22 protein-coding genes are annotated in these 24726 nt (G+C 72.9%); 15 read left to right on the top strand and 7 right to left on the bottom strand.

Annotated elements, in window-relative coordinates:
• Positions 1-131: 131 nt before the first annotated feature.
• The gene (locus tag ADY59_RS35900; protein ID WP_049572132.1) at positions 132-1682 is read right to left on the bottom strand and encodes a PQQ-dependent sugar dehydrogenase; all 1551 of its coding nucleotides are present in this window, start codon (positions 1680-1682) and stop codon (positions 132-134) included.
• 367 nt (positions 1683-2049) lie between these two features.
• Here ADY59_RS35900 and ADY59_RS35895 point away from each other — a divergent pair, with 367 nt between their 5' ends.
• The 12 genes from ADY59_RS35895 (at position 2050) to ADY59_RS35840 (ending at position 14499) form a co-directional block, all read left to right on the top strand.
• Positions 2050-2499 (top strand): NUDIX hydrolase, encoded by a 450-nt coding sequence (locus ADY59_RS35895; RefSeq protein ID WP_049572129.1) that lies wholly within the window; start codon positions 2050-2052, stop codon positions 2497-2499.
• Between the two features lie 45 nt (positions 2500-2544).
• Positions 2545-3153 carry a TetR/AcrR family transcriptional regulator gene (locus ADY59_RS35890; RefSeq protein WP_063780890.1) on the top strand — a complete coding sequence of 203 codons (609 nt, stop codon included), beginning with the start codon at positions 2545-2547 and terminating at the stop codon, positions 3151-3153.
• Positions 3150-3899, top strand: a complete 750-nt coding sequence (locus ADY59_RS35885; RefSeq protein ID WP_049572124.1) for an ABC transporter ATP-binding protein — start codon at positions 3150-3152, stop codon at positions 3897-3899. The genes ADY59_RS35890 and ADY59_RS35885 overlap by 4 nt, the downstream gene beginning before the upstream one ends.
• Positions 3890-5650: a hypothetical protein gene (locus ADY59_RS35880; protein WP_156325932.1), complete on the top strand. Its 1761-nt coding sequence runs from the start codon at positions 3890-3892 to the stop codon at positions 5648-5650. The genes ADY59_RS35885 and ADY59_RS35880 overlap by 10 nt, the downstream gene beginning before the upstream one ends.
• Positions 5651-5694: 44 nt before the next feature.
• Entirely contained in the window at positions 5695-6378 is a 684-nt protein-coding gene (locus tag ADY59_RS35875; RefSeq protein ID WP_049572115.1) for a GntR family transcriptional regulator, read from the top strand.
• Positions 6379-6473: 95 nt separating this feature from the next.
• Positions 6474-8087, top strand: a complete 1614-nt coding sequence (locus tag ADY59_RS35870; protein ID WP_063780889.1) for an ABC transporter substrate-binding protein — start codon at positions 6474-6476, stop codon at positions 8085-8087.
• Complete coding sequence (locus tag ADY59_RS35865; protein WP_049572109.1) at positions 8087-9046, top strand: ABC transporter permease; 960 nt, start codon at positions 8087-8089, stop codon at positions 9044-9046. The genes ADY59_RS35870 and ADY59_RS35865 overlap by 1 nt, the downstream gene beginning before the upstream one ends.
• Entirely contained in the window at positions 9039-9914 is an 876-nt protein-coding gene (locus tag ADY59_RS35860) for an ABC transporter permease (RefSeq protein WP_049572106.1), read from the top strand. The genes ADY59_RS35865 and ADY59_RS35860 overlap by 8 nt, the downstream gene beginning before the upstream one ends.
• On the top strand, positions 9911-10876 hold the full coding sequence (locus tag ADY59_RS53795) for an ABC transporter ATP-binding protein (RefSeq protein ID WP_049572103.1): 966 nt from the start codon (positions 9911-9913) through the stop codon (positions 10874-10876). The genes ADY59_RS35860 and ADY59_RS53795 overlap by 4 nt, the downstream gene beginning before the upstream one ends.
• Positions 10873-11850, top strand: a complete 978-nt coding sequence (locus ADY59_RS53790; RefSeq protein WP_049572100.1) for an ABC transporter ATP-binding protein — start codon at positions 10873-10875, stop codon at positions 11848-11850. Before ADY59_RS53795 ends, ADY59_RS53790 begins: the two co-directional genes overlap by 4 nt.
• The gene (locus ADY59_RS35845; protein ID WP_197094019.1) at positions 11847-13682 is read left to right on the top strand and encodes a gamma-glutamyltransferase family protein; all 1836 of its coding nucleotides are present in this window, start codon (positions 11847-11849) and stop codon (positions 13680-13682) included. Before ADY59_RS53790 ends, ADY59_RS35845 begins: the two co-directional genes overlap by 4 nt.
• Before the next feature lie 67 nt (positions 13683-13749).
• The gene (locus ADY59_RS35840) at positions 13750-14499 is read left to right on the top strand and encodes a sulfite exporter TauE/SafE family protein (RefSeq protein WP_049572094.1); all 750 of its coding nucleotides are present in this window, start codon (positions 13750-13752) and stop codon (positions 14497-14499) included.
• Between the two features lie 25 nt (positions 14500-14524).
• On the opposite strand, the gene ADY59_RS35835 is transcribed toward ADY59_RS35840, so the two are convergent.
• From ADY59_RS35835 to ADY59_RS35810, 6 genes are all read right to left on the bottom strand, one after another.
• Positions 14525-15610: a carboxylate-amine ligase gene (locus ADY59_RS35835; RefSeq protein ID WP_049572091.1), complete on the bottom strand. Its 1086-nt coding sequence runs from the start codon at positions 15608-15610 to the stop codon at positions 14525-14527.
• 68 nt (positions 15611-15678) lie between these two features.
• A complete protein-coding gene (locus ADY59_RS35830; protein ID WP_049572088.1) occupies positions 15679-16698 on the bottom strand; it encodes a 2-oxo acid dehydrogenase subunit E2 in 1020 nt (339 codons plus the stop codon).
• On the bottom strand, positions 16691-17656 hold the full coding sequence (locus ADY59_RS35825; protein WP_049572085.1) for an alpha-ketoacid dehydrogenase subunit beta: 966 nt from the start codon (positions 17654-17656) through the stop codon (positions 16691-16693). Before ADY59_RS35825 ends, ADY59_RS35830 begins: the two co-directional genes overlap by 8 nt.
• On the bottom strand, positions 17653-18570 hold the full coding sequence (locus tag ADY59_RS35820) for a thiamine pyrophosphate-dependent dehydrogenase E1 component subunit alpha (protein WP_049572082.1): 918 nt from the start codon (positions 18568-18570) through the stop codon (positions 17653-17655). The genes ADY59_RS35825 and ADY59_RS35820 overlap by 4 nt, the downstream gene beginning before the upstream one ends.
• A complete protein-coding gene (locus ADY59_RS35815) occupies positions 18567-19973 on the bottom strand; it encodes a condensation domain-containing protein (RefSeq protein ID WP_049572079.1) in 1407 nt (468 codons plus the stop codon). The genes ADY59_RS35820 and ADY59_RS35815 overlap by 4 nt, the downstream gene beginning before the upstream one ends.
• The gene (locus ADY59_RS35810; protein WP_231619055.1) at positions 19970-21376 is read right to left on the bottom strand and encodes a class I adenylate-forming enzyme family protein; all 1407 of its coding nucleotides are present in this window, start codon (positions 21374-21376) and stop codon (positions 19970-19972) included. The genes ADY59_RS35815 and ADY59_RS35810 overlap by 4 nt, the downstream gene beginning before the upstream one ends.
• A 186-nt stretch (positions 21377-21562) precedes the next feature.
• Here ADY59_RS35810 and ADY59_RS35805 point away from each other — a divergent pair, with 186 nt between their 5' ends.
• From ADY59_RS35805 to ADY59_RS35795, 3 genes are all read left to right on the top strand, one after another.
• On the top strand, positions 21563-21799 hold the full coding sequence (locus ADY59_RS35805; RefSeq protein WP_049572073.1) for an acyl carrier protein: 237 nt from the start codon (positions 21563-21565) through the stop codon (positions 21797-21799).
• The gene (locus ADY59_RS35800) at positions 21796-23058 is read left to right on the top strand and encodes a condensation domain-containing protein (protein WP_049572070.1); all 1263 of its coding nucleotides are present in this window, start codon (positions 21796-21798) and stop codon (positions 23056-23058) included. Before ADY59_RS35805 ends, ADY59_RS35800 begins: the two co-directional genes overlap by 4 nt.
• The coding region (locus tag ADY59_RS35795; RefSeq protein WP_053175472.1) for a N,N-dimethylformamidase beta subunit family domain-containing protein at positions 23055-24726 on the top strand (1672 nt) is incomplete at its 3' end. The genes ADY59_RS35800 and ADY59_RS35795, both read left to right, overlap by 4 nt.

Below are 24726 nucleotides of genomic sequence, written 5' to 3'. Positions count from 1 at the left end.
CCACACCGGCGACGCCTCCCTCCCGGCCCGCTTCTCCCTCAACGACGACACCTGCGCCCTCACCCCCTGACCACCCGCACCCGGGGTGCCCCCGGCGCTGGGAAGGGTCGGGGCACCCCGGGTGCGGGTGGTCAGGGGGTGAGGGCGCAGGTGTCGTCGTTGAGGGAGAAGCGGGCCGGGAGGGAGGCGTCGCCGGTGTGGCTGGCCAGGTAGCCCAGGGTGACGCTGCCGCCGGGGGCGATGGTGGCGTTGTGCGCGGCGTTGACCGCGTTGACGATGTCGCCGCCCTGGGTGAGGTTGGTGTTCCAGTCCGAGATGACGGTCTGGCCGGGGGACACGGGGAAGGTCAGGGTCCAGCCGTTGATCGGGGTGGTGCCGCGGTTGGTGATGGTGAGGTCGACGGTCATGCCACCGCCCCAGGTCTGGGTGGTGCGCTTGATCAGGCAGGTCGGCTCGGCCCGCTCGAACGACACGCGGTGCAGCCCGCCGGGAAGGTCGTTGACGACGTAGAACTCGCCGTCCGGGGTGCTGCCGAACGCCGTGACCTGTGTGGGCGTCTCGCCGATCTCGGCCTGCTCGTAGCCGCCCCGGCCGTCCTCGCGCAGCGCCCACACGGTGGAGGAGCAGTAGTCGGTGGCGATGTAGGTGCCTCCGACCAGGTCGGCGAACTCCTCGCCGTGATAGACCTCGCCGCCGATGACCGCGCAGCCGCCGGTGTAGGGCGAGTAGGTGAAGATCGGCTCGGTGTACTGGGCGTCGGACCGGCACTGGGTCTGGTCGAACACCTCCAGCCCTTCGTAGCAGGACCAGCCGAGGTTCGCGCCGGCCTGCCGGCCGGGCTTGATGTGGTTGATCTCTTCCCATCTGCCCTGGCCGACGTCGGCGATCCACATCGAGCCGTCCGCGTGGTCGATGGAGAAGCGCCAGGGGTTGCGGCCGCCGTACATCCAGATCTCCGGGCGGGCGCCCTCGACGCCGGCGAAGGGGTTGTCCTCGGGAACGCAGTAGGCCAGGTCGCCGCAGCTCCGGCTTACGTCGACGCGCAGGATCTTGCCCAGGAGGGTGTCCAGGCGCTGGCCGGAGTCGAAGGGGTCGCCGGAGCCGCCGCCGTCGCCGATGCTCCAGTAGAGGAAGCCGTCGGTGCCGAAGGTGAGCTGGCCGCCGTTGTGGTTGCTGTACTCGGCGTGCTCCTGGGAGAGCAGCGGTTCGAGCCGCGCGTCGTCGAGGCTGTACCGGCCCAGGGTGACCGCGCCGTCGGGCAGTGCGGTGTAGGCCAGGTACAGGTCCTGGCTCTGGGTGAAGTCGGGCGGCAGGGCGATGCCGAGCAGTCCTCGTTCGTTGCCCGACTCGTCCACCGAGGCCATGATGTCGATCATCGGGGTCTGTTCGAGGCCCGTGTCGGGGTGGTAGACGCGGACGGTGCCGCGCTTCTCGGTGATGAACAGCCGGTCGGTCCCGTCGTCGGGTGCGGCGATGGCGGTGGGGCGCCGCAGCCCGAAGGCGACCTGGGTGGTGACCGTGTTGATCTCTTCCAGCGGAACCGTGGAGGCCTCCCGCGCACCGGCGGCCACGGCGGAGGTGGGTGTCTCCGCGGCGGCCGGTGAGGTGAGCGGGCCGAGGGGGGCGAGCAGTTGCAGGGACAAGGCGAGCAACGCGGGGGTTGCCCAGCGTTTTGCTGGCATGTCGGGCTCCAGAGGCGGGGCTTCGTCGAGGGCCGGAGCGCGCCCGGGCCTGCAACACGCCCGGCTCCGCCGCGTCCCTCCGAGCGGGGGGAACGCGACGCCGTCCGGGCAGGTTCCGTGCTCTGACGTGCCCGACCGGACGGTATCGGCTCGTCCGCCGTCCCAACCAGGCCCGCGACCGGGGCTTTCGTCCCGGGAGGCGGTGTCGGGCCGTTGTGCCCGGCCTCTCCCCCGCTGACCAGGGGTGATGCGATACCGCCCGGCGGGGCACGTGATCACGCCGATGAAACGTACATCGGCACGGGCGGTCGGTACGCTTCTCCGGCGGGCGGCGGACGCCGGCGGCACATGGTGGTGGAGGACGTCGGTGAAGAGGCTGATCGCCCGGCTCTGGCGCGGCATCCGGGGGCCGGTGCAGTGGCGGCTGCTCTATCTGTCGCAGGCCAAGTTCATCGTCGGCGTGACCGGCGTGGTCCGCGACGTGGACGGGAACGTGCTGCTGCTGCGCCACCGGTTCTGGCCGGAGAAGCGGCCGTGGGGCCTGCCGACGGGCGGGGCGAAGCGGGGCGAGACCTTCCAGCAGACGGTCGTCCGTGAGGTCAGGGAGGAGACCGGGCTGGAGGTGCGGGTCGGGGAGCTGGTGCTGGTCCGCAGCGGGTTCCGGCTCAGGGTCGAGATCGCCTACGCGGCCACGTACACCGGCGGCGGCACGATGCGGCTGAACGCGATGGAGATCCTCGAGGCCCGCTGGTGTGCCCCGGACGACCTCCCGGAGGGCCTGCTGGAGTCGCACCGGCAACTGATCGAATCACGATAAATCTGGATCTTCGCAAAATTTGAACGGCCGTTTAAAATTTTGAGCGTGCCATCAGAAGGCCGGACGTTCATCGAAGAGGCCCGCAGGTCGCAGATCATCGAGTGCGCGGTGGACGTGCTCGCCACGGAGGGCTACGCGCGGGCGTCCATGGCCAGGATCGCCCAGCGGGCGGGCATCAGCACCGGCGTGATCTCCTACCATTTCGGCGGCAAGCAGCAGCTCCTGGAAGCGGTCGTGAGCGAGGTCGCCAAGACGGCCACGGACCTGATGATGCCGCGCATCCTGGCGCAGACCACCGCCACCGGGATGCTGCGCGCCTACTTCGAGAGCAACCTCGACTTCATGCGCCTGCACCGCAAGCCGCTGCTGGCTCTGGTGGAGGTGGTCACCTACAACCGGGGCGAGGACGATCGCGCGCCGGGCCCGTACGCGGAGCAGCACGAGACGTCGATCAACGACGTGATCAAGCTGCTCGACCGGGGCAAGTCGACCGGCGAGTTCCGCGACTTCGACTCGCGGAGCATGGCGATCGCGATCCGCGGCGCCGTCGACGCGGTGCCGGCGCGCCTGCTCCACGACCCGGCCTTGGACCTTGACGCGCTCGCCGGTGAGTTCGTCACCCTCTTCACCCTTGCCACCAGGAGGCAACCATGACAGCGGCGTTGGAGATCGCCGGCCTGACGAAGGCGTTCGGCGAGAAGGTCGCGGTGGACCATGTCGACCTGGCGGTTCCGCAGGGGTCCTTCTACGGCCTCGTCGGGCAGAATGGCGCGGGCAAGACGACCACACTGTCCATGGCGGTGGGGCTGCTCAGGCCCGACGGCGGGAGCGCGCGGATCTTCGGGGCGGACGTGTGGGGCGACCCGGCCGGGGCGAAGCGGCTGGTGGGGGTGCTGCCCGACGGGCTGGCCATGCCGGAGCGGCTGACCGGACGGGAGGTGCTCACCTACCTGGGGCTGCTGCGCGGGCTGGACAGGGGCGTGGTGGCGGAGCGGGCCGAGGAGCTGCTGACCGTGCTGGAGCTCGACGGGGCGGAGAAGACGCTCGTGATCGAGTACTCGACGGGCATGCGGAAGAAGATCGGCCTGGCGACGGCGCTGCTGCACGCGCCGCGCCTGCTGGTGCTGGACGAGCCGTTCGAGGCGGTGGACCCGGTGTCGGCGGCGACGATCAAGACGATCCTGCGCGGGTTCGTCGCGGGGGGCGGCTCGATCGTGCTGTCCAGTCATGTGATGGCGCTGGTGGAGCAGCTGTGCGACCACGTGGCGGTGATCGACAGGGGCAAGGTGGCGGCGGCCGGACCGCTCGTGGAGGTGCGCGGCGACGCGACGCTGGAGGACAGGTTCGTGGATCTGGTCGGCTCGGCCTCCTCCGGCACCAAGGGGCTGTCATGGCTGTAGCGGTGACGCTGGTGCGGATGAAGGTCGCGATCCTGCGCCACTCGCTGACCGGTCAGCGGGGGTCGATGGCCGCCTCGGCGGGGTCGGTGGGCGTGCTGCTCTCGGCCGGCACGATCTACCTGGCCTTCCTGGGCGGCGACTGGCTGTCGGCCGCGTACGCGGTGTGGATGCTGGGCTGGATCATCGGCCCGGTCTTCTCGGGCGGCGGCGACGAGACGCTGCGGCCGGAGTTCTTCACGCTGCTGGGGCTGCCGCCGCACCGGCTGGCGGCGGGGCTGCTGGTGGCGGCGTTCGTCGGGGTGGCGCCGGCGATCAGCCTGCTGGCCATGACGGGGCTGGTCGTGCTCGGTGTACGGGAGGGCGTCGGGCCGGCGCTGATAGCGGTGCCCGCGATGGTGTTGCAGCTGGCCGTGTTCGTGCTGCTGTCGCGGGTCGCGGTGGCGGTGCTGGGCATCGCGTTACGCTCGCGCGTCGGGGCGGTCGGCGCGGGGCTGGTCAACGGCGTGGTCCTGGCGTTCTTGGGGCAGGGCTGGGTGTTCGCCATCGCGCTCGGGCAGGGCGACGAGATCCCGGCGATCGTGCGTTACCTGCCGTCCGGGTGGGGTGTGCTGGCCGTCCAGGGCGACCATCTGGCGCTGGCGGCGATGGCGGTGCTGATCGCGCTGCTGCTGGCGGCGTGGGCGGCGCTGCTGACCAGGCGGGCCGGGGCGGCGCAGGCGCCGACGCGCGGCCGCAGGCCGATGCGGGCGGCCACGGCCAGGGACGCGGTGCTGGCCAAGGAGCTGCGGACGTGGACGCGGGATCTGGTACGCACCCATCAGCTCACGTTCGCGCTGGCCTACGGGGTGTTCTTCGCGGCGGCGCCGCTGGTGCTCGGGTGGACGGGCATGCTGCCGCTGGCGGGGCCGATCTTCATCGTGATGGCGGCGGCGATGGCGTCCAACGTCTACGGCACCGACGGCACCGCGCTGTGGCTGTCGGTGATGACGCCGGGCGCGTCCGACGTGCGCGGCCGGCAGCTGGCGTGGCTGGTGGCGGTGGCGCCCGTCGCGGTGCTGCTGGCGGTGGGGCTCAGCGCGGTCAACGGCGGACCGTGGCCGATGGTCGTCGCGCTCACGGTGGCGTTGCTCGGCGGCGGCGCCGGGCTGGTGCCGCTGGTCTCGGTGTACGCGCTGGTGCCGGGCACCGATCCGCAGAAGCGCGGCGGCAACCCGTTGCGCACGAGCGAGGACGACGGCGCGCTGACCGGGCTGGCGTACCTGATGATGGTGCTCGTGGCCGCGACCGGGGTGCCGGCGGGCGTGGCGGCGGCGCTCTGGGGCTGGCCGGGTGTGGCCGTCGGGGTGCTGACCGGGGCGCTGTGCTTCTGGTGGTTCGGCGCGCTGGCCGAGCGGCGGCTGGCCGCGCAGGGGCCGGAGCTGCTGCACATGATGCGCACCGGGCGCCGGCCGTCCGGGGGCGCGGAGGGCAGGGCCGGCTCGGCGTTCAAGCTGCCCGACATGCCGAGGTTCCAGCGGGCGGTGGTGCTGGTGTGCATGTCGCTGGGGGCGATCCCGCTGATCCCGCAGGGCATCCTGGCGGCGGTGTTCGTGGCCGACGGCCGGCTCGGGCATTCCTGGTTCCTGGCCACCCACATGCAGCCGGGGCTGCGCTACCCCACGGCGGCCGCGATGATCGCGCTCGGGCTGGCGATGTACGGGACCAGCATGTGGATCACGTACAAGTACAAGAAGCGGGCCGCCCGGAGCTGATCACGCACGAGCCTCGAAGAACGTTGTATACGATAAGTCGCCTTATGTCTGATCTGTCCCTCGGCGCAACCCACCGGACCCTGCGCCACGAGGTCACCGACGAGCTTCGCCGGCGCATCGTGTCCGGCCAGTTCGGGCAGGGCGAGCGCCTGGTCGAGGACCGGCTGGCCGCCCTGCTCGGCGTCTCGCGCAACCCGGTGCGCGAGTCCATCCGGGTGCTCGCCGCCGAGGGGTTCGTCCAGGTCGTCCCGCGTTTCGGGGCGACCGTGGCGACGCTGTCGGCCGAGGAGGGCGACGAGCTCTTCGACGTGCGGATGGCCGTCGAGGGCCTGGCGGCGCGGCTGGCGGCACGCAAGTGCACGCCCGCGTCGGTGGATCGGCTGCGCCGGGTGCTGGACGCGGCCAGGCAGGCCGTGGACGAGGGCCGGCTGGAGGCGGTGGCCGATCTCAACACCGCCTTCCACCAGGCCGTGGGCGAGGCGGCGGGCAACTCCTACCTCAACCTGATGATGGCGCCGATGCTGCAGCGGGCGCAGTGGGTGTTCACCCAGACGGCGGCGGCGCGCGGGCCGCACTCGTGGTCGGAGCATCTGAGCCTGTGCGAGGCGATCGCGGCGGGCGACGAGGAGGAGGCACAGGCACGGGCGGTGGCCCATGTGGCGGCCGCCCGGCGGTCCTTCCTGGCGGCAGTCGGACGCCCTAACAGGACAAAGCACGCAAACGATTAGAAAACACTCAGGTAACAACCGCCCTTAACGGCGTGCAATTGCAATGTTAGGTCTTGTATACAGTGTCCGAACTGCCCGTTCCCCTCGGAGGCACCATGAGACCGTCCCCCAGAATCGTCGCGGCACTCGCCGTGCTGCCCCTCGCACTGACGGCGTGCGGCGGAGGCGGTTCGAGCGGTCCGTCGGCCGCCCCATCCGTGGCCGACGCCTCGGCGGACAACCGCGCCGTGAAGGGCGGCGGCACGCTGAACGTGGCACTCAACGCCGACCCCGACGCGCTGGACCCGAGCACGTCCACCACGCTCGTGGGCCGCGAGGTCTTCGCCAACATGTGCGAGAAGCTCTACGACATCGACGCCGCGTCCGAGCTGGTCCCGCAGCTCGCCACCGCCCTGCCCGAGGTCTCCGAGGACGGCAAGGAGGTGACGATCAAGCTGCGTGACGGCGTGAAGTTCAACGACGGCACCCCCTTCGACGCCGAGGCGGTCAAGAAGTCGCTGGACCGGCACCGTACCTGGGAGAAGTCCTCCCGCCAGGCCGACCTGGAGGCCATCTCCAAGGTGGAGGCCGTCGACGCGACCACGGTGAAACTGACGCTGAAGCGCGCGTTCACGCCGCTGACCGCGCAGCTCGCCGACCGGGCCGGAATGATCATGTCGCCGAAGGCGCTGGACAGCGCCGGGGACAACTTCGGCACCGCCCCGGTGTGCGTCGGGCCGTTCACGTTCGCGAGCAGGACCTCGGGCAGCCAGATCGTGCTGGACAAGGCGCCGGACTACTACGACGCGGCCAAGGTCAAGCTCGACAAGCTCGTATACAAAATCATCGTCGACCCGAACGTGCGGGCCGCGAACCTCAAGTCCGGCGACGTCCAGGTGGCCGACCAGCTCGCCACGACCACGGTCGCGGGCGTGCAGGCCGGCCCGAACCTGAAGGTCGTCGCCGGCGGCGGCCTCGGCTACTACGGCCTGCAGATCAACATCGGCAACGCCACCGGTTCCACCGACAAGCCCGGCCCCGTCGACAGCGCGCTGGCCAAAAGCCCCGAGCTGCGTGAGGCGTTCGAGCTGGCCCTGGACCGCGAGCAGATCAACAAGACCGTCTACAACGGGCTGCACGAGGTCGACTGCTTCCCGGTGCCCGTCGACAGCCCGTACCGCACCCCCGACCTGCAGTGCCCCAAGCGTGACGTGGCCAAGGCCAAGCAGCTCGTGCAGGCGTCCGGCGTGCCGACGCCGATCCCCGTCAAGCTCACCTCCCCGAACGACGCCACGAACCAGCGGCTGGCGCAGGTCATCCAGCAGATGACCAAGGAGGCCGGGTTCGCCGTCACGGTGGAGACGGCCGAGTTCGTCAGCACCCTGGAGCAGGGCAAGTCCGGCGACTTCCAGGCCATGCTGAGCGGCTGGTCCGGCCGCGTCGACCCGGACGGCAACCTGACGAACCTGGTCACCGGCCAGGGCAGCAACAACTACGCGGGCATGGCCGACCCGGGCATCGACGACCCGATCAAGCAGGCCGCCGCCGCCCAGGACACCGCCGAGCGCGCCGAGCTCTACAGCAAGGCCATGAAGCGGGCCGCCGAGCTGCGCGGGGTCGTGTACCTGTACCACAACAAGTACTACCTGGGCATGAGCAAGAACGTCGCCGGCGTCCAGTACTTCAAGGACGGCCTGCCCCGCTACGCCACCGCCGGGTTCGTCGCCTGATGGTCTGGTTCATCCTGCGGCGCTGCGGCTCGGCGGTGATCGTCCTGTTCGTGGCCAGCGTCCTGATCTTCCTGGGGGTCAGGGCGCTGCCCGGGGACCCGGCCGTGGTCATGGCCGGCGAGGAGGCCTCGCCGGCCGTGGTTGAGGCCATCCGGCACGAGTTCGGCCTGGACAAGCCGCTGCCCGCGCAGTACGTCGACTACGTGACCCAGACGCTGTCGGGCAACCTCGGCCGGTCCACCCAGGACCAGATCCCGGTGGCCGACATCCTCGCCGAGCGGCTGCCGGTGACGCTGGAGCTGTCCGCGCTGGCCATGCTCGTGGCCATCGTCGTGGGCGTGGGCTCCGGCATCGTGGCCTCGGTGCGGCGCGGCAAGTTCGCCGACTACGTGGCGACCGGGTTCGGCCTGGCCGGGCTGTCGGTGCCGCACTTCTGGCTCGGGCTGCTGGGCATCCTGCTGTTCGCGGTGACGCTGCGCTGGCTGCCCGCCTCCGGGTACGTCCCGTTCACCGAGGACCCGGCGGCGAACCTGCAGCGCATGCTGCTCCCCGCGCTGGTGCTCGGCACCGGGTTCGCGGCGATCCTCATGCGGCAGACCCGGTCGGCGATGCTGGGCGCGCTGTCGGCCGACTACGTGCGCACGGCCAGGTCCAAGGGCCTGGCCGAGTCGAAGGTGGTGGGCGCGCACGCGCTGCGCAACAGCCTGACGACCGTGGTGACCGTGCTCGGCCTGCAGCTCGGCGCGCTCATCAGCGGCGCGGTGGTGACGGAGCAGATCTTCGTCATCCCGGGCTTCGGCAAGCTGACCGTGGACGCGGTGCTCACCCGGAACTATCCGGTCATCCAGGCGGTGGTGCTGGTCACAGTGATCGGCTACGTGGTGGTCAACCTGCTGGTCGACATCGCCTACGCCTATCTCAACCCGCGCATCAGGCTCTCGGGAGGCGGACATGGCTGAGACGCTCGCCGTACCCGTGAGGTCGGGCCGGGCCGACCGGCGGCGCAGGCTGTGGCGGCGCTTCCGGCGGCGGCCGATGCCGATGGCGGGCCTGGTGCTGGTGGCGGCGTTCCTGCTGCTGGCGCTGCTCGGGCCGCTGGTCACCGGTGACCCGTCGGCGCAGGACTACGCGGCCACGCTGGCGCCGCCGTCGGGCGCGCACCCGCTGGGCACCGACGACCTGGGCCGCGACGCGCTGGCCAGGATCGCGCACGGCGCGCAGGTGTCGCTGCAGGCGGGCGTGCTGTCGACGCTGCTGGCGATGGTGATCGGCATCCCCATCGGGCTGGTGGCCGGGTTCTACCGGCGCTGGCTGGACCCGGTCGTGATGCGCCTGGTCGACGTGACGCTGGCCTTCCCGTTCCTGGTGTTCGCGGTCGGCCTGGCGGCGATCATCGGGCCGTCGCTCAAGGGCGTCGTGCTCGCGCTGGGCTTCTCGCAGCTCCCGGCCATCATCCGGATCACCCGGGGCGAGGTGCTGGCGATCCGCGAGATGGACTACGTCGCGGCGGCCATCGCCGACGGCGCCGGCGACCGGCACATCCTGTTCCGCTACGTGCTGCCCAACTGCGCCAACCCGCTGATCGTGCAGGCCACGGTGGCGATCCCGGCGGCGATCATCGGCGAGTCGACGCTGTCGTTCCTGGGCCTGGGCGTGCAGCCGCCGACCCCGTCGTGGGGCGTCATGCTCACCACCGCCCAGCAGTACCTGGACGTCGCGCCCTGGCTGGCGATCTGGCCCGGCGTGATGATCGCGCTGGCCACGCTCGGCTTCAACCTGCTGGGCGACGGGCTGCGTGACGTGCTCGACCCGAGGAGCGGCAGATGAGCCTGCTGGAGATCACCGACCTGGCCGTGCACTTCGACACCGAGGACGGCCTCGTCCAGGCGGTCAGGAACATCTCGCTCACCCTGGAGGAGGGCGAGATCCTGGCCCTGTGCGGCGAGTCGGGCTGCGGCAAGTCGGTCACCGCGATGTCGGTGCCGAGACTGCTGCCGCCCGGCACGACCAAGCTCACCGGCTCGATCAAGCTGGACGGCCGCGAGCTGACCACGCTCCCGGAGCCGGAGCTGCGCAAGGTGCGCGGCAAGGACGTGTCCGTCGTCTTCCAGGAGCCGATGACCTCGCTCAACCCGTCGTTCACCGTCGGCTACCAGATCGCCGAGGTGCTGCGCAAGCACGAGAAGCTGTCGCGCCGGGCGGCCATGGACCGCGCGGTCGAACTGCTGGAACTCGTCGGCATCCCGGCCCCGCGCCGCCGCGTCAAGGAGTATCCCCACCAGCTCTCCGGCGGCATGCGGCAGCGCGTGATGATCGCGATCGCGGTGGCGTGCTCGCCGCGCGTGCTCATCGCCGACGAGCCGACGACCGCGCTGGACGTGACCATCCAGGCGGGCGTCCTGGACGTCTTCCGCGACCTGCGCGACCGGCTCGGCACCGCGATCATCCTGATCACGCACGACCTCGGCGTGGTCGCCGACATCGCCGACCGCGCCGTGGTCATGTACGCGGGCCGCGCCGTCGAGCAGGCCCCGGTGGCCGAACTGTTCGCCCGGCCCCGGCACCCGTACACGCTGGGCCTGATGAAGGCGCTGCCGTCGGCGGCGGTGAACGGGCGGCTGGCGGAGATCCCCGGCATGGTCCCCTCGCCGATGTCCGACCCGGACGAGTGCGCCTTCCGGGCGCGCTGCCCGCGCGCCCAGGACGACTGCGCCGCTTCCAGGCCCCTTCTCGTACGGCAGGCGGCCGATCACGTGGCGGCCTGTTTCCACCCTGGAGAGCAGCCATGACCGAACCCGTACTGAAGATCGACGACCTGGTCATGCACTACGGCCAGGTGCGCGCGGTGGACGGCCTGTCGCTGGAGATCGGCAAGGGCGAGGTGCTCGGCCTGGTCGGCGAGTCGGGCAGCGGCAAGTCCACCGTCGGCAAGTGCGTGCTGCGGCTGATCGAGCCCACCTCGGGCCGGATCAGCCTGGGCGGCACCGACGTCACGCACCTGTCGCGGCGCTCGATGCGGCCGCTGCGGCGGGACGTGCACATGGTGTTCCAGGACCCGTTCTCGTCGCTGAACCCGCGCTTCACGATCGAGCAGATCGTCGGCGAGCCCCTGGTGCACCACAAGGCGGTGGCCAGGCGCGAGGTGGGCCGGCGGGTCGCCGAGATGCTGGAGCGGGTCGGGCTGCGGCCGGAGATGGCCACCCGGTTCCCGCACGAGCTGTCGGGCGGCCAGCGGCAGCGGGTCGGGCTGGCCCGCGCGCTGATCCTCAACCCGAAGCTGGTGGTGGCCGACGAGCCGGTGTCGGCGCTGGACGTGTCGGTGCAGGCGTCGGTGCTCAACCTGATCAGCGACCTGCAGCGCGACCTGGGCTTCTCCTGCCTGTTCATCACGCACGACCTGTCGGTGGTGGAGTTCCTGGCCGACCGGATCGCGGTCATGTACCTGGGCAGGATCGTCGAGTCAGGGCCGACGGACCGGCTGTTCGCCGAGCCGCGTCACCCGTACACGCAGGCGCTGCTGTCGGCGGCGCCGGTCGCCGACCCGGTCAAGCAGCGCGCGCGGCAGCGGATCGTGCTGAGCGGCGACGTGCCGAGCCCGGTGGACCCGCCGTCCGGCTGCCGCTTCCACACCCGGTGCCCGCTGGCGATCGACGTGTGCCGCACCACCGAGCCCGAGCTGGCCGATCCGCGCACGGGCGGCCACCCGGCCGCCTGCCACCTCGTCACGGCGGACCGTCTCCCCGACGCGACCGCCGCCTCATGAAAGGACCGCACTTGTTCACCACGAGGCCCGAGCTGACGGGCGACTTCGGCATGGTGGCCAGCACGCACTGGCTCGCCTCCGCGACCGGCATGGGCGTGCTGGAGCGCGGCGGCAACGCCTTCGACGCGGCGGTGGCCGCCGGGTTCGTGCTGCAGGTGGCCGAGCCGCACCTGAACGGGCCGGCCGGCGAGGTGCCGATCCTGCTGTGGAGCGAGGCCGACCAGCGCGTGTCCGTCGTGTGCGGGCAGGGCGTGGCCCCGGCCGCCGCGTCGTTGGAACGGTTCAGCGAGCTCGGCCTGGACGTCGTGCCGGGCACCGGGCTGCTCGCGGCCACCGTGCCGGGCGCGTTCGGCGGCTGGATGCTGATGCTGGAGCGGTGGGGCACCTGGAAGCTGGCCGACGTGCTGGCCCCGGCCATCCACTACGCCGAGCACGGGGTGCCGGTGCTGGAGCGGATCGCCGCCACGATCGGCACCGTCAAGGAGCTGTTCACGGACGAGTGGACGACGTCGGCGGCCACCTGGCTGCCCGGCGGCGAGGTGCCGGCGGAGGGCTCGAAGCTGGCCAACCCGGTGCTGGCCGCCACCTACCGGCGGGTGGTGGCGGAGGCCGAGGCCGCCTCGGGCACCCGCGAGGGTCAGCTCCAGGCCGCCCGCCGCGCCTGGTACGAGGGGTTCGTCGCGGAGGCGATCGCCGAGTTCAGCGCCACCACCTCGTGGCTGGACACCTCCGGCGAGCGGCACGGCGGGCTGCTCACCGGCGATGACCTGGCCTCCTGGTCGGCGTCGGTGGAGGAGCCGGTCACCTTCGACTACCACGGCCACACCGTGTGCAAGACCGGCCCGTGGGGTCAGGGGCCGGTGTTCCTGCAGCAGCTCGCGCTGCTGTCCGGGTGCGACCTGACCGGCATGGGCGTGCTGAGCGCCGACTACGTGCACACCGTGACCGAGGCGGCCAAGCTGGCCTTCGCCGACCGCGAGGCCTGGTACGGCGACGCCGAGGTGCCCATGGCCGACCTGCTGTCCGAGTCGTACAACGCCGGGCGGCGCGCGCTCATCGGCGGCACCGCCAGCCTGGAGCTGCGGCCCGGCGCCCCCGGCGGGCGCGAGCCGCGCCTGCCGGTGCTGCCCGTGCCCGGCACGGCGAGCTCGGCGCCGGGCGTGTCCGGCAGGCGCGCCGGCGTGGGCGAGCCGACGGTGAGCAAGCTCGCCGTCCCCGGCGAGGACGCGACCTCCGCCGACGGCAGCGTGCGCGGCGACACCTGCCACGTGGACGTCGTCGACCGGCACGGCAACATGGTGTCGGCCACGCCGAGCGGCGGCTGGCTGCAGAGCTCGCCCGTCATCCCCTCGCTGGGCTTCTGCCTGGGCACCCGGGCGCAGATGTTCTGGCTGCAGGACGGGCTGCCCGCGTCGCTGCGACCCGGGGCGCGCCCGCGCACCACGCTGTCGCCGTCGTTCGCGCTGCGTGAGGGCCGGCCGTGGCTGGCGTTCGGCACGCCGGGCGGCGACCAGCAGGACCAGTGGAGCGTCAACCTGTTCCTGTCGCTGGTCCACGGCGGCTCCAACCTGCAGGAAGCCATCGACGCCCCCATGTTCCACACCGAGCACTTCCCCAGCTCGTTCTTCCCGCGCGGCTCCCGCCCCGGCGTGGTGCACGTGGAGGAGCGGCTGGACCCGGCGGTCGTGGCCGAGCTGCGGCGGCGCGGGCACGAGGTCGAGGTGCAGGGGCCGTGGTCGCTCGGCCGGCTCAGCGCCGTCGCCCGCGACGGCGCATTCCTGAAGGCCGGCGCGAACCCGCGCGGCGCGCAGGGCTACGCGGTCGGCCGTTGACCGTTCCATCGCATACCGGTTCCTCCCTGTTCCCCCCAGCAGCGGGATCCACACGTAAGGAGATTCGATGATCCCGCTGGGCGACATCCTGTTCCTGGCCGGGGCCGGCCTGCTGGCCGGCGTGGTCAACGCGCTGGCCGGCGGCGGCACCCTGGTCTCGTTCCCCGCCCTGATGGCGCTCGGCTACCCGGGGCTGACCGCCTCGGTGACCAACGCCGTGGCGCTGTGGCCCGGCTATCTCGGCGGGGCCGTCGGCTACCGGGCCGAGCTGCGCGGCCGGGGGCGCCGGGCGGCCGGGCTGGCGGCGGTGACGATGCTGGGCGCGGTCGGGGGCAGCGGGCTGCTGCTCAGCACGCCCGGTGACATGTTCGAGTCGCTGGTGCCGTGGCTGGTGGCCTTCGCCAGCCTGGCGCTGCTGGCCCAGCCGTGGCTGCGCAGACGGTTCGGCGGCGAGGACGGGCAGCGTCCCGGCAAGCTCGTCTACGCCGGGGTGTTCCTCGGCGGCTGCTACGGCGCCTACTTCAACGGCGGCATGGGCGTGCTGCTGCTGGCGGTGCTCGGCATGTTCCTGCACGACCACCTGCAGCGGGTCAACGCCGTGCGGGCGGTGCTGTCGCTGGCCATCTGCACGGTGTCGGTGGTGGCGTTCGCGCTGTTCGGGCCGGTCGAGTGGGCGGCCGTGGCCGTCATCGCGCCGGCGAGCCTGGCGGGTGGCCTGCTCGGCACCCGCCTGGCCCGCCTCATGTCACCGGCCGTGCTGCGCGGCGTCGTGGTCGTCTTCGGCCTCGGCGTCGCGATGGCGCTGGCCCTGCGCTGACCACCGGGCCCCCCGGCCGGCGGGCTCAGGCGACGGTGGCCTCGATGAGGTCGTCCACCACCTCCGCCAGGTTGTGGCCGCGGGCGTGCACCCGGCGCTGGCGCGCCGCCCCCGACCCCTTGCGGAGCAGCCGCCGCAGCCCCTCCTCGACGAACGGCAGGTCACCCGCCTCCGCCACGGCCCGCCGTACGTGGTCGAGCAGGCGGCCGACCATCACCGGGGCGGGGACGAGCGCGCCGTGCCGTACGTCGAGGCTGTCGCCCGCGAGCCCGTCGCGGGCGGCGCGCCAGTAGGCGGCGCGCAGCACCTCGGCCGGCACGGGCAGGCCGCGGTCGCCGCGCGCCACGTCGGCCAGCGCCGTGACGACGAGGCCGCGGACCAGGCCGATGATGGTGAGGCTGTCACACACGTCGAGCGGCACGTCGGCGACCCGCACCTCGACGGTGGGCAGCTTGGGCGAGGGACGGGTGTCCCAGAAGACGGTCTTGGGATCCATCAGCGCCCCCGACGCGGCCAGCGCGCGCAGCGCCAGCTCGTAGTCGGCGAACGTGGGGAAGTACGGCGGCGCGCCCGACACCGGCCAGCGCCCCCACGAGATGACCCGCCAGGAGGCGTAACCGGTGTCGCGGCCGACGAAGAACGGCGAGTTGGCGGCCAGCGCGATCAGGGTGGGCAGCCAGGGACGCAGATGGTTGCCCACGTAGACGGCGTGCTCCTCGTCGGGCACGTCCACGTGCACGTGCAGGGCGCAGATGCTGATCTCGTCCTGTAACGCGCGGTAGAGGACGCGGCCCTGTTCGTAGCGGGCGTCCTCGGTCAGTGGCGGCGGCGTGACCTTGCCGAGCACGGGGATGCCGCTGGCGACCACGGCGAGCCCGCACGAGCGGGCCGCCCCGGCCACCTCCTTGCGCGCGGCGCGCAGCTGTGTGCCCAGCTCGGTCAGGTCCGCGGACGGCGCTGTCCGGGCCTCCACCTGGAAACGGGTGATCTCGTGCGCCACGTCGAGCAGATCCGTGGCGGCGGCCAGCACATCGGCCGCCCGGGGAGTGACGTGGCGGGTGCGGGGATCGACGATGAGGTACTCCTCCTCGATCCCGATCAACGGAACCATGCCCACACCTCGCAGGGGAAGTCAGGAGCCTCCTTACCGTTTGTGCCCGTACGGTGTCGATCGGAAAACTAGCCTTCGACGGCGGCCTTCAGCGCGGCCATGAACAGCGCGGCGTCGCGCCCGTTGACCAGCCGGTGGTCGTAGGCGAGCCCGATGTGCGCGACGGTCCCGTCGGAGGGCGCGGTGACGGCGAGCGCGCACGCGGTGCCGGGGAAGACGAACGGCACGGCCAGCACGACGTCGCCCTCGGTGTGCAGGGTGACGACGAAGTTGGCACCGGCCAGGTCGGCCTCCTTGAAGTCGCCCGACGCGGCCGCCAGGCGGTGCTTCATCAGGGTGGTGGCGATCTCCTTGAGCGGGCGGCCGGCCGCGTCGCGCACGACCGGGACGTACAGGCCCTCCCCCACGTCGAGGGTGACGCCGATGTTCGGCACGTCGGAGAGCAGCGCGTGCGTGCCCTCGTAGGCGGCGAAGAACAGCGGGTGGCGCTCGTGCAGCCCGGCGACCGCCTGGACGAAGAGCTCGGCGAGGCCGACGGGCCGCCGGACCTCGCGGGTGGCCGCCTCGGCGCGCTTGAGCGCGGGGCCGAGGTCCATGCGGACGACCAGGTACGCCGCCGGGATGCTCTGGTGGGACAGCTCCACCGCCCTGGCCACGGCCCGCTGCACCCGGGGCAGCTCGCGGCGGGCGGGGCCGTCCAGGAGCCGTTCGACGTCGGCCCGCCGCACCACGTCGACGCCGAGGCCGGCGAGCTGCTCGGGCGTGATGCCGTGCTCGTCGGCGAACGCCTGCGCGGGTGCGGTGACGAGCGGCCCGCCCTGCGGCGTCCCACGTGTCTCCTGAGCGGGCGCGGCGGGCTCGTCGCCGATCGTCGCGAGGAGCTCGCCGGGGCGGCACCAGGTGCCCGGCTTGACCGCGTGGCGCAGCGTGCCGCCGGCGCCGGCGGGCAGTTCCTCGGCCGCCTTGGACGTCTCCACCACGGCCACGGCGTCGTCCTCGTGCACCGGCGTGCCGTCGGGGACGAGCCACTCGACGAGCAGGTACTCGGCGTCGTTGTTGTTCAGCTTGGGCAGGCGCAGCTCAGCCACGGACGACCTTCCTGATCACGCGGTGGATGTCGGCCTCGTCCACCAGCACCTCGCGCTCCAGGTGCGAGGCCGTGGGGATGACGGAGTCTGCGGAGTGGATGAGCGTCACCGGCCCGGCCAGCCGATCCCAGTGCCGCCGGTGGACGTGGTGGGCGACCTCCGCGCCCCAGGTGCCGCCGGCCGTGCTCTCCTCCACCACGAACACGTGCCGGGCCGCGGGCACCTCCACGTCGAAGGGGTAGAGCCGCGACGGCACCAGCAGTGTGCAGCCGATCTCCTCCTCCAGGAGCAGCGAGCGCATCGCGGCCACCACCCGGTGCGCCACGCCGCCCGGCGCGACGATCACGCAGTCGGGCGCATCGTCCAGGAACACCCGGGCCACCCCGCCGCTCACCTCGACGGAGAAGGGGCTGTCCACCTGGTGCATCTGCCGCGTGTAGAGCACCTTGTCCTCGAACAGCACGCACGGCTCGGCCCGCGCCAGCATCTCCTCGAACACGGCGAGGTTGTCGTGGAACGGCGACACCTCGTACAGCGCCAGCCCCGGGATCCCGACGAAGTGCTTCTGCAGGCTCTGGCTGTGCGTGGGCCCGTAGCCGCGCCCGCCGCCCATCGGGCAGCGCACCACCATCCGCATCGGCACCGGCTCGCCGTACATGGACACGGACTTGGCCGCGAAGTTGAGCAGCTGGTCGAAGGCCAGCGCGGCGAAGTCGCCGAACATGATCTCGACGATCGCCCGGTCCCCCGCCGGCGCCAGCCCGGCGGCGACGCCGGTGATCGCGCCCTCGCTGATGGGCGTGGTGAGCACCCGCCCCGGGTAGGCCGTGGACAGCCCCTTGGTGATCTTGAAGGCGCCGCCGTACGGGTCGAGCACGTCCTCGCCCAGCAGGTAGAGGTCCTGTTGCCGGTCCATCACCGCGTGCAGCGCCGCGTTCAGATCCTCCGCGACCCTCATGCGCGCACCCACGTGGACGGCGGCCGGGCCGCGACCTCGGCGGCGACCGCGTCGACGCGCTCGCGCGCCTCCCGCTCCAGCCGCCCGACGTGCTCCGGCCGCGCCGCACGGCAGTGCGCCAGCCAGTCGGCGTCCCTCGCCTCCCGTACGGACTCCGCGCTCCTGGTGTCGTCACCCTTGCTGTGCGGGCCCAGGCGGTGGGTGGCGAACTCCACCACGAGCGGCGCGCCCTCGCGCACCCGGGCGACGAGCGGCCCGAGCCGCCGCCGGATCGCGGGCAGGTCGAACCCCTCGACGCGCTCGTGCCCGATGCCGAACGCCGCCGCCCGGCCCGCGATCGTGCCCGCCAGGTGCGCGGCCGTGGGCGTGGACTGGGCGATGCCGTTGTGTTCCACGACGACCAGCACGGGCAGCCGCCACAGCGCGATCAGGTTCAGCGCCTCGTAGACGGCGCCTTCGCCGAACGTGCCGTCGCCGATGTACACGCAGGCCAGCGCGCCCGGCTCGGCCCGGCTCAGGTGCAGGGCCACCCCGGCGGCCACCGGCAGGCTCTCGCCCTGCACCCCGGTGGACAGGTAGCGGTCGCGGCGGATGTGCTGGCTGCCGCCCACGCCGCGGCAGACGGCGCCCTCCCGGCCCATGATCTCGGCCAGCAGCCCGTGCGGGTCGCGGAAGCGGGCCAGGTAGTGGCCGTGGCCCCGGTGGTTGCTGAAGACGTGGTCGGCCGGGCCGAGCAGCGGTTCCAGGGCGACGGGCACGTACTCCTGGCCGAGGCAGGTGTGCGTGGTGCCGTTGAGCCGCCCCTCGCCGAACAGGTCGAGCAGCTTGTGCTCGAACGCCCGGATGGTCAGCATGAGCGACAGGTCGGCGTCGTCCAGGCCGGGCGCCGCCGCCCGTTCGAGGAGCGAGGTCACCGCCTGATCACCTCGATGACGCCCGCGATGGTGGGGTTGTCGAAGAAGTCGTCGAGGTCGATCTCCACGCCGAGGCGCTTGCGCATCCGGGCGATGATCTGGGTGATGCTCAGCGAGTGCCCGCCCAGGTCGAAGATGTCGTCGTTCCGCTCGATCGGCGAGATCTTGAGCACCTCTTCCCAGATCGCGGTGATCTCGGCGAGCAGCGGGTCGTCGCCGCCCAGGTCGGCACCCCCGTCATCCACCTGGGCGGGTTCGGCCGCGGCGCTCGCGACGGGCTCGTGGAACGTGGCCAGGTCGCGCAGCGGGCGTTCCGGCGCGGCCCGTCCGAGCACCGCGATCAGGTCGGCGGCGAAGCGGCCCGGGTCGCGCAGCTCGGCCGGGTCGTAACGCAGGCTCGCCGACAGGCCATCGGGCCCGTCGAGGAGCTGAAGCTGCAGCGCGCCGCGCACCGCCCCGTTGAACGCCAGCCAGTCGACGTCCCACCCGTCGGGAGCGGTCCCGCCGCGCCGGTAGCTGACGGAGATCGGGGCGAGCGCGGCATGCGGCCTGACCCCGGGGACGGCGCGCGCGATCGGCACCTCGCGGACCTCGTACACCTGCCTGAGCTCGGCCCGCAGCCCGGCGGCGAACTCACCGAACGGCGTGTCCGGCGACGGCGTCGAGCGGACGGGCAGCTCGTTGACGTACGGGCCGACGTGGCCGGTCTCGGTGGCCGTGCGGGTGGACAGGTCAACGGCGGTCACCACGCCGGTGTTGCCGTAGGAGCGCAGGAGCGCGTGCAGGGCGGCGAGCACCACCTCGAACCTGGTCAGGCCGGGCAGCTCGGGCACGTCGAGGCCGAACTCGGCGAGCGCCCCCGCCCCGGCGCGGCGCGAGCGCAGCACGTCACCGGCCACCACGACCTCGCCCGGCTCACGCCAGCGGTCCGCCCAGAACGCCCCGGCCCGGGCCAGCAGCCCCTCGACGCGCTCACGCTGGAGCGCGGCATGGTCGGCACGTTCCAGCGGCTCGGCGATCGTGCCTTCGAGCGCCGAGGCCAGGTCGGCCACCAGCACGTCCTTGGACTGGCCGTCGAAGACCAGGTGGTGGGCGACGATCGTCAGCGTGTCGCCGTCCAGCTCGAAGCGGACCAGCGGCCCCCGCTCCAGGTCCAACGCGCCGGGGCGGTCGGCCAGCGCGGGCTGGACGACGGCCGGCACCAGGTGCGGCGCCCCGCCCCGGTCCTCGAACGCGCAGCCGAGCAGCGGGTGCCGCTCCACCACGGCCGTGACGGCCTTGGCCAGCGCGCCGCGGTCCGGTGGTACGGAGAACCGGATCACGATCGGCATGTGGTAGGCGGACCCCGCACCCATCCTCTCCGTGATCCACATGCCGTGCTGGGCGTACGATACCTCGGTCATCGAACAACCTCTCGCAGTGCGCGCTTGTCCACCTTGCCTCCGTGATTGCGGGGCAGGACGTCGACGGTCACGAGCCGGACGGGCAGCTCGTGCGGGGCCAGCCGGCCCTTCAGGAAGATCCGCAGGTCCTCGTGCGTCACGCCGCCCACGACGGCGACCGCGACCGCCTTGCCGAGCGTCGGGTGCGGCACCCCGAACACCGCCGCCTCCGTCACGCCCGGGTGCTGGTAGACGACCTCCTCGACGTGGATCGTGGACACCTTGTACGCGCCCGACTTGATCACGTCGCTCTCCCGGTCGACCAGGTAGAGGTAGCCGTCGGCGTCCAGGTAGCCGAGGTCGCCCATGCGCACCCAGCCGTCCCGGAACACCTCGCCGGTGGCCGCCGCGTCGCCGTAGTAGGCGCGCACGGCCGCCGGGGAGCGCATCCACACCTCACCGGTGACGCCGGACGGCAGCGGCTCGCCCCCGGCGGTGGCGATCCGCACCGCGCCGCCGGACGCGGCCCGGCCCACGCTCGTCGGCCGCTCCGGGTCGTAGATCATCACGGTCTGGGCGGGCGCCGCCTCGGTGGAGGTGTAGTAGTTGGTGATCGTGGAGTTCGGGAACGCGCCGGACAGCCCTGCGGCCACCCGGGCGGGCAGCGGCGCGGCGGCCGAGCCGAGCAGGAGCACGCTGGACAGGTCGTGCCGCTCGTGGACGCGGGCGGCGAGCATCTCGATGGCCATCGCGGGCACCAGGAAGGCGGTCCCGGCCCGGTGGTGCTCGATCAGCGCGGCGAACCTGGCGGGCGTGAACACCGGCAGCGTCACCACCTCGGGGTGCGCGTCCACGGCGTTGACGAGCATCCACTGCCCGGCGTTCGTGCCGATGGGGAAGGCGTGCGCGAGGTGGCGGCTGTGCGCGAACGGCCGCCGCCTGCCCCCGCAGCCGTGGGCCAGGTTGGCGTGGGTCGCGCTGACGCCCTTGGGCCGGCCGGTGGTGCCGGAGGTGTAGAGGATCTGGGCGAGGGCGCCGGGTTCGGGGAGTGTCGCGGGGGCTGCCGCGCCGCCCGGCTCGGACGGCACCTCGCCGGGGCGCAGCACGGTGGCGGCGCCGCAGTGCGCGAGCATCGCCTCGGCGTCGGGCGCGGCCAGGCGGTCCGACAGCGGCACAGCCACCGCCCCGGCCTTGGCCACGCCGAAGAAGGCGACGGCGTACTCCAGCCAGCCCCCGTTGCCGAAGACCAGCCCCACCCGGTCCCCCGGGCGCACGCCGCGCCCGGCCAGTCCGGCGGCCACACGGTCGGATCTGGTCTCCCACTCACCGAACGTCATCGAGCCCGAGCCGTGGACGGTCATCGCCACCCGGCCGGGGTCGGCTGCGGCCCGCTGCCTGAGCAGGCCGGGAAGGGTCACGCTCACGATCGGCCCCCGGAACAGCCATCGGCGTTACTAATAGGAAAGTTTACTTTTTATCGGTGGGCGTTCAGTGTGGCATGCGGCGGCGACGGAGACAAGGCCGTATTCATCGGCCTTGCGGGACCCGGAAGGTCCGTGGAACACTCGCAACAGTTAGGATTCTTTCCAGTTTCGGCGGGGGAGCCTGTGATGATCAGAGAGCGGCTCGCCGCGCTCGTCGCGGAGTCGTCCGACGGCGCGATCAGCGCGCACGAGGCCCTGACGGCGACGGTGCCGCTGACCGCGCTCGGGCTGACCTCCATCGGCCAGCTCCGGCTGGCCGACGCGATCGAGACCGAGTTCGGGGTGACGGTCGACCTGACCGGCGACGGGCTGGACCTGCTCGACGACCTCGACCGGCTGGCCGGGCACCTGGCCGGACGATGACGATCCGGTTCGCCGCACCCGACTCGGGCACCGCGCCGCTGACCTGGGGCCAGCGGGCGATCTGGGAGGCCGTCGAACGCACCGCGCCCGACGACCACTACTTCAACTTCGGCCGGGTGCTGAAGGTCCCCGGCAGGCGGTCCGTCACCGACGTGACGACGGCGCTGACCGCCCTGGTCGAGCGGCACGGCGCACTGCGCACCCGGCTCACCGACCCGCCCGGCCAGCGGCTGGAGGCCACCGGGCGGCTGACCGCCGAGATCACCACGGGCGACCCGGGCAAGGTGCTGGCCGAGCTGGCCGCGACCCGGTTCGACTACCACGCCGAATGGCCGCTGCGCGTGGCGCTCGTCGTGGACGGCGACGTCGTCACCCATGTGGTCCTGGTCTTCTGCCACCTGGCCGCCGACGGGCTCGGCGCCGAGGTGGCGCTGCGCGACCTGCGGACGCTGCTGCTGCGCGGCCGGGTCCCCGGCCCGGCCGCGCCGCGCCCGCTCGACCTGGCCGCCTGGCAGGCCGGCGCGGAAGGACGGCAGGTCGCCGGCGCCGCCGCCGCGCACTGGGAACGCGAGCACGCCCTGATGCCCGCCACCATGTTCGCCGCCGTCAGCGGCGACCCCGCCGACCCGCCCATCCGGCGCGCGCTGCTCCGCTCCCCCGCGCTGCACCTGGCCGTGCGCGCCATCGCGCTGGCGCACCGGGCCAGCACCTCCACCGTCCTGCTCGCCGCCACCGCCACGCTCGCCGGCCGCTTCTCCGGCTCCGACCGGTGCGCCATGCTGCCGATCGTCGGCAACCGGTTCCGGCGCGACACGCTCGGCATCGTCAGCACGCTGTCGCAGGAGGGCCTGTTCACGCTCGACGTCGACGGCCCCTTCACCGGCGTGCTGCGCGCCGCGGCCCCGGCGGCGATGCGCGCCTACCGCAGCGCTTACCACGACCCCGCCGACCGCGCCAGGATCGTCCGCGACGAGAGTGCCCGCCGGGGCACGCCGGTCCACCCCAACTGCTGCTTCAACGACCTGCGCTTCGCCGACCCGGGCCCGGCCGCCTGCACGCCCGCCGACCTCGACGCCGCGCTGCCGGAGACCGCGCTGGAGTGGCAGATGAGCCAGGACAAGCTGAACTGCCGCTTCTGCGTGCACGTCTCGGCCCACGGCGTCTCGCTGACCGCCGACACGCGCCACCTGTCCGGCGCGGACATCGAGCGCTACCTGCTCGGCCTGGAGGACCTGCTCGTCGAGGCCGCCCGCCGATGACCGTACGCGCCTACGCCACGGCCACGTCCTGCCCGCAAGGCACGCGCCTGCCGTTCGTGCTCTCCGGGCCGTCTCCCGTCGAGGTGACCGACCTGGCCGACGGCCGCGTCGTCCACACCGGCGCCGCCGCCCCCGGCTGGGAACTGGAGGTCGGCGCCGACTGGCCCAGCTCGCTCTACCGGGCCAGGTTCGGCCCCGAGCTGCCGTGGCCGCCCGGCCTGCCGGGCGGCGCGCCGTGCCCGGACAACGAGGTCTTCTTCGTCGTACGGGAAGCCGTACCGGCCGCGCCGATCCTGGTCAGCGTCCCCTTCACGACCTGGCAGGCGTACAACCGGGCAGGGGTGCCCGGGGAGAGCGTCTACTGGACCGAGTCGCCGGGCCGGGCCGCGCGGGTGAGCTTCGACCGGCCGGGCGGCGGCCCGCCCCCCGAACGCTGGGAACAGGGCCTGGTGGAATGGCTGCGCCCCGCCGGGTACGACGTCGCCTACTGCTCCAACCTGGACCTGGACGACGGCCTCGGCCTGCTGACCCGGCACCGGATGCTGATCGTCAACGGCCACGACGAATACTGGACGGCCGGGATGCGCGACGCCGTCGAGGAGTTCGTCCGCCGGGGCGGCAACGTCGCGTTCTTCTCCGGCAACACCTGCTGGTGGCAGATCCGGCTGGAGGACGGCGGGCGGACCATGCTCTGCCACCGCGACCCGATCGCCGACCCGATCGCCGACCCCCGGCTGGCGACCGTCGAATGGTCGGCCGCCGGCCGCCCCGAGAACACGCTCACCGGCGTGAGCTTCCGCGCCGGCGCCGGCACGTGGGGGCCGCACATGCCGCGCATGCTGGAGGAGTCCTACACGGCGCGGTTCGCCGCGCACTGGGTGTTCGAGGGCACCGGGCTGACCGACGGCGACAAGTTCGGCCAGGGCTGCCTGGGCTACGAGACCGACGCGGCCGAGTTCGAGGAGGTCGGCGGGGTGCCTCGGGCCACTTGCCGGGACGGCACGCCGTCCTCGTTCGTCGTGCTCGCCACCGCCGACCTGCGCCACTGGGCCGCCTACGGCCAGGGCGGGATGGCGACGATGGGCGTCTTCACCAGCGGCCTCGGCACCGTCTTCACCGCCGCCACCGTCAACTGGGGCAACACCCTGCACGACCCTGTCGTGGACCGTATCACCCGCAACGTCGTCGACCGCCTCTCCGGCGGCGCCGGCGACCCGTGGGAGGTCATCGGCCCCGAGGCCGACATCCGCGCGATGGCCGTGCTCGGCCGCACCCTCTACGCCGTCGACGCCGCCGGTGACCTGCTGCGCCGCGAGCTGTGCGGCCAGAACCTGCCCTGGGAGCCGGTCGGGCCCACCCCTGGCGTCCGCGCCCTCGCCGTTCCGCGCGAAGCGGCCGCCGGCGTCCCCGTCGCCCTCTACGGCATCACCGGCACGGGCCGCCTCCTCCGCTTCGACGGCGTCCGCTGGCACGACCTGGCCGCCGCGCCCCCCGGCGCCACCGGCCCCGAACTGGTCAGAGCCGCCGTGGCCGGCGGGCGCACCGGCTTCCTCGACGCGGTCGCCGCCCGGCTCGCCGTCGGCGTGGCCGCCGTCACCGTCGTGCTCGACCCCGGGCTCTCCGGCGCGCCGGCGACGTCGGCCGGGCCGGCTGGGCCGAACTGGCCGC

This window comes from Nonomuraea sp. SBT364 (genome assembly GCF_001083785.1).
Taxonomy (GTDB): Bacteria; Actinomycetota; Actinomycetes; order Streptosporangiales; family Streptosporangiaceae; genus Nonomuraea.
This window is presented reverse-complemented; position numbering and strand designations above follow the sequence as displayed.